Annotated in this window: 4 protein-coding genes; 2 read left to right on the forward strand and 2 right to left on the reverse strand. The window is 47.9% G+C overall.

Annotation, left to right across the window (positions count from 1 at the left end; genetic code table 11):
* On the reverse strand, nucleotides 1–2,064 hold a 2,064-nt coding region (locus NZ772_12980), incomplete at its 3' end, for a PAS domain S-box protein (protein MCS6814464.1).
* A gap of 349 nt (nucleotides 2,065–2,413) precedes the next feature.
* Between NZ772_12980 and rnhA the strand changes: the two genes are divergently transcribed.
* Entirely contained in the window at nucleotides 2,414–3,283 is an 870-nt protein-coding gene (gene rnhA / locus NZ772_12985) for a ribonuclease HI (protein MCS6814465.1), read from the forward strand.
* 134 nt (nucleotides 3,284–3,417) lie between these two features.
* Entirely contained in the window at nucleotides 3,418–3,852 is a 435-nt protein-coding gene (locus NZ772_12990) for a pentapeptide repeat-containing protein (GenBank protein MCS6814466.1), read from the forward strand.
* Between the two features lie 53 nt (nucleotides 3,853–3,905).
* Here NZ772_12990 and NZ772_12995 read toward each other — a convergent pair whose 3' ends face one another.
* Nucleotides 3,906–4,259, reverse strand: coding sequence for a hypothetical protein (locus NZ772_12995; GenBank protein ID MCS6814467.1), 354 nt, complete (start codon nucleotides 4,257–4,259; stop codon nucleotides 3,906–3,908).
* Nucleotides 4,260–5,387 lie beyond the last annotated feature (1,128 nt).

A 5,387-nucleotide genomic window follows, 5' to 3' on the forward strand; every position in this document is an offset into this window, starting at 1 on the left:
GGTTATCAGTTTCACAGTCAGACTGCCCCAAAAGCTACGCCCTGTTTTCGTTAAATATTCCACCTCTAGTTGGGCACAGCCATACTCCGTTGCTTCCACAAATAGACTGAATTGTTGCTCCGGTGTCAGTGGACTCTTATGCAGTGTTGGCCCATAGACCCCAACTAAGTCTTCTCGACTATCTGCTTCAAATAACTCGACAGCTCTCTGATTACAAGTAATGATGAGCAAGCTCGCCTGATCAACCAAAAAAATCGCATCTGCTGACTCCTCAAACGTAGCTTGGAATAGATCACGATTGCGAATTAGCTCTGTTTCTATCCGTTTACTCTCTGTAATGTCTCTCGACATTCCCAAGGCGTAGAGGGGATTCCCAGCCTGGTCACGAATTAAACACACCACAAGGTGCACCCACAGTTGATGTCCATCTTTGTGGATATAGCGCTTTTCCATTTGATATCGAGAGGTAGCGCCTGCAAGCAATTGTTGTAGACTCCTGAAGTCGGCAGCAATATCTTCGGGGTGAGTGAAGTCAACAAAGCTCATGGTCATTAGTTCAGCAAGGCTATAACCGGTCACTTCACTAAGAAGAGAATTGCAACGAATGATCTTGCCTGTTTTTGGATCGGCCAGAGTAATGGCGATCGGCGCTTCCTCAAACAACTGACGAAACAATGCCTCACTCTGATACAACGCTCGTTCAGCTTGCTGCTGCTGCGTAACATTGCGGACTATCTGTAACACTTGGTCAGGCTTGTAGGGAACAATTCGGGCTTCATAATATTCTTGACGACCTTGGATGGATAACGTGTAGTGAACGTCCACAATGGTGTTGCGTTGCAGACAGGTTTGGATGGCTGTAAATAGCTGTTGTCCGGCTGGAGGTGGCAGCACATCTTGAATTTTTCGCCCCATAAATTCTTCTGGTGGGCAATATAGACCTTCTGAGCCTTGAGATTTATAGTCAAGGTGGGTACCATCAGCAGCAAGACGAAACAATAAATCAGGAAACGCCCGAAACATTGACTCTAACTCTGCATTGCGCTCAGCAAGGCTAGCAGTGCGTTCTTTTACCTCTTGCTCTAGCCGTTGGTTCAAACGGCTGAGGGTTAGCTCTGTGTGTTTGCGATCGGTAATATCGGTGTCCATTGCAGTAAACACCCAGCAGCCCAAAGCTTGATCGCGACGGGCAACTATCTTACTCATTAACCACCGCAATCTGCCGTCCTTGTGGAAAAACCGATATTCCTGCTCAATAATTTTGCCAGGAGAAAACTGATGGGAAAACTGGACGGCAATAAAGCGATCGTCGGGGTGTACCCTCGATAACCAGAGATTACTATCAGCCAAAAACTCTTCCGCTGTATAACCAAACACTAATTCACAGCCCGCAGAACCATAGCAATATTCCAAGCGCCGATCGTCGTCAAAGATATAGAAACTCGTAATCGCCACAAGGGTTGTGTTGAGAATATCGCTTAGCCTAGTTTCTGAAGTACGGAGTGCATGCAGGAGTTGTTGACGATCAGTAATATCCTGGAAAAAACCGATCAATTCCCACCAACCGTGGCTCCCATCCCATGTGGCGGTGCAAACAGCAGATACCCAACGCAGTGAACCATTCTTATGATAAAGTCGAAACTCAAGATTACGAGTCTCGCCAGCAAACAGATGCTCGAAGGAAGGTAGCACAACCTGTTCTAAGTCTTCAGGGTAAATTCGCGAGAGCCATAAGCCAGGACTGGTCTGCAACTCTGCGAGAGTGTAACCAGAAATAACCTCAAACCCTGCTGATAGGCAGACAATTTCTATGCGTCGATCAGCATAAGCTCGCCCATAGCTGATGGCAGCAACTGGACTATTGAGGATTGCTCCTAATGTGCTCTCAGCAGCCCGACAACGAGCCTCACTTGCAGCTAATGCCTCCTCTAATTGCTGAACCTTCGCTTGCATGGTAACCAATTCACTTGCTTGAGCAGCTAGTTGTTGTTGCAAGTGAGTATGATCCATGGATTCACAGGTCTGTGGTAACTGATTGGCATCGGGAAGTAACGGCATGATCACGGTCAAAACTACGATTCTCCTAATCAGCGTAGCGCAGTCTTGTGGGAAACATATTGGCTCTATAAACTCGTTGAAGTGGTAGTCATAAAAACGATGTAATGATCAACTAGGAGTCAAAAGGTCTACCCTTCCTTACGGGAGACGATGTTCCTTACCCTCCTTTTTGCAAATCATTACCTTGTAAGCACTACTGTTGAAGTCATCGTCACTAGCAATGTTGCTAAGTTTTCCACAGAGTTTTCCACAGGTAGGGTGTGAAAAACTGATCAACTACTAGGGGTAGCTTTAACTAGGCAGTTGTTAAGCTGTATAGGCTAATAGTTACTTCTGTACTAACACTGAATTACTCATGGGCAATATTAAGAGTATCTACACGGATGGAGCCTGTTCTGGCAATCCAGGATCAGGTGGGTGGGGTGTGGTCATCTATTTTTCCGACGGCACTGTGCATGAACTTGGTGGTGCAGAACCACACACTACGAACAATCGCATGGAACTGCAGGCAGCGATCGCAGCGCTAGAGTTCTGGCAACAGGTCAACCCATCTGAGCCAGTCACGCTCTACACCGATAGCGACTATCTGCGCAACGGCATCACAAAATGGATATCGAGCTGGAAGAAAAAAGGCTGGAAAACGTCAAAGGGCGAAGCAGTGCTGAATCAAGATCTATGGCAGCGGCTTGATGCTCTCAATTCTGCCTTAGTGAGATGGAACTATGTAAAAGCCCATGCTGGTTATGAGGGGAATGAGCGCTGTGATCAAATTGCGCGTTCGTTTTCGCTGCACAAGCCCATTGAATTGCGGGTGAGTGATCATTTAGTTACAGATGTAAAAAAATCACAACATTCCTTAACGCAGATAGCAGACATGAGTCAAGTCACCGTCGTAAAATCCTCTGTGAACGATCATGCCCTTATTACCCCAGGCTTGGCAATGACAGACTCTCCTGTTTCAACTCCACCAGATAGCCTTGATGACCTTCCCCGCGAAGTGCGGGTTGGGCAGCTTCGTAACTTGGTTGATACCCTGCGGATTGCGGATGAAGTCGCTCGCAAAGGTTATCTCATCACCAGTTCTGAACTTGCAGACTTGATGGATGTGAATGCTAGCGCAGTTACTAGCCGTGGCGATCATTGGGTATGGCGCAATTGGGTTGTCTCACGAGTTCGGCGCGAGGGCAATCAAATTCTTTGGCAGCTTGAGCGTGTCGATGGTTAAGAAAATCAACATCCCGTGCGTAAAGGTCTTCTAGCCTTTTGTAGTGAGGGATAATAGTGGTAGGACGCTAGTGCTCTGTCGCTTGAGCTGGCTCTACCGCCCAACACTTTATCACTACAGTTTGGAGGGCAACGATGATCAAACCGTTGACGATCGCTACGCTGGCCACCATTACAGCCCTACTGTTGACAACTCCTGTTCGTGGTGCCAACCCAGAGCATGTGCAACAACTGTTAACTACAGGGGCTTGTCCATTCTGTGACTTGTCGGGCGCAGACCTGCAAGGTGCTCACTTGTTGGGGGCAGATCTGCGAAATGCAAACCTGCGGGGTGCCAAGCTTGTAGGCGCTAACCTAGAAGGTGCTGATTTTACAAAGGCAGATCTGACAGGTGCAGATCTCTCTCAAGCCATGGTTACCAACGCCTCATTCAACTACGCTAACCTGAACCAAGTTAACTTGACGGGGGCACAGATGTATCATGCCGATGTCACTCATGCCTCGCTGCTTGGCGTTACTCTGGTTAATGCCCAGATCCATGGCACCAACATTGGTGTTGGTGGCGACTAGGGTGTTGGTGGAAACTGGTGCTGTTCTGGCGTTGTCTGAATGCTGACTCTGTTCTAGAGTTTAGGCGTGGAAAGAATGCTTTGTACTAAGCCAAACACTGGTGTTGGATCTAGCCCCGTCAATTGTTGAAACTGGTCAGGGGTAATAGTGTTGGCGATCGACTGCTGCTCCCACATCTGCAACTTTTGGTACGTCTCCTCTAAAAAAGCCACGCCGCGCACTAACGGTACTGATAACCAGTGATCTACCAACGTGTCTACGATCGCCAGTTCTAAGAGTGGTGCCGGAAAGGCCTGCATCATCACCTGAAGGTAGCTAGCAAACGCCTCCCCCTGGGCACCCGCAAGGTTGTAACTATCCACAATATATTGCAAACGTTGTTTTTGTAACTGTGCCAACAAACTCAAGTCACTGACCTCCCTCAAGTGCAAACGTTAATATTCCCCGTCTATGCATAGTAGCAGTGTCATGCTTCACTGCATAATGAAGTCTTTCAGGGAGAATTATCAGTTGTATGGCTACAGACATAAGGTGCTAGTAGCCAGTCAGCATACCTGAGAAACCTAGAGGATCCATGCGGTTGCAGGTAGCTAGGTGTGTTAAGTACCTCACTTTAGTAAAAGCTTACCGGTCACGACCAAGGGTTAAGCTGCCAGAAGCTCGGGCTGGCGGACTTGTTTGAGCCTGATAATTTTAGATGTTTGAGGTTCAGGTAGCTCAAGCGTGTTGGGGGAGAAGATTCCCTCTGCCAGCACAATAACCAGCATGATGGCGCAGAAAATCATGACTAGGATAGAGAGTATCACTCTCTCTTCATCAGGTTGTGAAACACCACGGCGAAAGTTGCACCCTAGGCAACGGAGTTTATGCATGCCTTGCTGAATCAGCAGAGCTGAATAAATTTTTCCGCAGAGCCTAACCGATAGGAGAGTATAGCGCGCGCTGCTGTACTCAAATACGGTAAGTAACTATGAACAAAATTTCCACTGCTGTAACCTCTGTTGTTGCAACCCTCGCCATTGCTAGTGTTATGCCTACAACAACCAACCCATGTCCACAATGGAAACATCTTCTGCCGTCAACCTCACCATCCATCACCCTCCGCCATGTCCACTATTCGCCGTTAATCCTTGTGAGGGTTCAAAGGTGCGACCGTCGGAAGGGTAGTCTCTGCCCTAGAGCTTAGGCATAAAGCCATAGGTAACGTCGTCGCTGCCTAGACCAAGGCAAGATGATCGCCCTGATTCACGGGTTACCATGCATCTTTCCAGTCTGGATAGTGACGTATTACGATATATCAAAAACTGGTGGATTAGGACAAATTGATGGCTGTCAAGGCTCGTAGTGAGGACTTAAGTCCTCACTACTAACGTCCTAACTGCACTGTGTATTGCTATATAAAAACCACACCGTCCTCCCGCGTTTCTCTCCACGGTGACCTATGACCGCACCTGTAACCCATCTGACCCCTCGTGAATTTGAGGCCCAGATGCCCGATGGTAGCCGACTCCTGAGCCACACCTTCGACATGGAAA

The organism is Cyanobacteriota bacterium (assembly GCA_025054735.1).
Taxonomy (GTDB): Bacteria; Cyanobacteriota; Cyanobacteriia; order SKYG9; family SKYG9; genus SKYG9.